Below are 933 nucleotides of genomic sequence, written 5' to 3'. Positions count from 1 at the left end.
TAATTCAAGTTGCTAGTTAAAGGGTGAGCTTATTCAGGGTAAAAGCCAGAATAAACATCACCAGTTTTAGCAGGAACCCCTTAAAGGTCACTGCATGTATTTTTCTTAAAAACAACGCCTTTATTTCACTAAAGGATGTTTCTATTCCTTTTCTCATTTGTTCTTTGATGAACCGTATCCAGGGCTCATCTTTTCTTAATGAATTACTTTTTCTTTGGATCATCAGTTCCACTAAATCTGCTTCACGCATGTCATCTTCTGCCTGGTAATCTGTATAAGCCGCATCGCCATATATCTTGCTTTCTGCCGCTACTGCCAATGGCAATTTCTTTAGAGCCTGTACATCGCTTTCACAGCCGGGAACAAAGCCAAACTCAACAGGAATACCCTGATCATTAACCAGTACCTGCACTTTTACCCCATAAAAATACCGGCGCATACTACACTGCTTGCCTCTCCATTGCTTTCCTTTCAACAGCTTACAACGACTGATCCGGATGTTATCACAAACTGCTACTGGAAACGAATCAATGACATATTCTGACGCTCCAGCTATGCTTTTTAGATAATGCCCGATCTGATAGAATATTGAAAAAAGTAGTTCTGCCAACTGATGCAACCGTCGGTTAAACCGGCTTTTGTCTAACATCGTAGGTACTAACTTTGTCATCTTCATAAAACCACGGCTATTATCCAAATGACCACCAAAATAAAGAGCTGACACCAGCGCCGTTGTAATTATCTCGCTGTCGCTTACTTTCCTTCTGCTATCCTCTACATGACCAATTCCTTTTAAAATATCATCTACAATACAGTAAATCCTTATAATTTTATCCTCGTTGAGCATCGATAATTGAGTTTTGTGTGTGGTAACTCAAAATTATCTTTTATTGATGCTCATCCCTTTTTCTCTATAACTAGCAACTTGGGTTA

At 39.1% G+C, this 933-nt stretch carries 1 protein-coding gene; it reads right to left on the bottom strand.

Going from position 1 to position 933, the window contains the following annotated elements; translation table 11 throughout:
- Positions 1-16: 16 nt before the first annotated feature.
- Entirely contained in the window at positions 17-847 is an 831-nt protein-coding gene (locus tag P2W73_RS26360; protein ID WP_276505096.1) for an IS982 family transposase, read from the bottom strand.
- Positions 848-933: the final 86 nt, after the last annotated feature.

Origin of the sequence: Terrimonas pollutisoli (assembly GCF_029360765.1) — a bacterium.
Taxonomy (GTDB): domain Bacteria; phylum Bacteroidota; class Bacteroidia; order Chitinophagales; family Chitinophagaceae; genus Terrimonas_B; species Terrimonas_B pollutisoli.
This window is presented reverse-complemented; position numbering and strand designations above follow the sequence as displayed.

What these genes read in the sequence shown, in the direction of transcription:
- P2W73_RS26360 (WP_276505096.1), bottom strand. Translation starts at nt 847, where the DNA reads ATGCTCAACGAGGATAAAATTATAAGGATTTACTGTATTGTAGATGAT.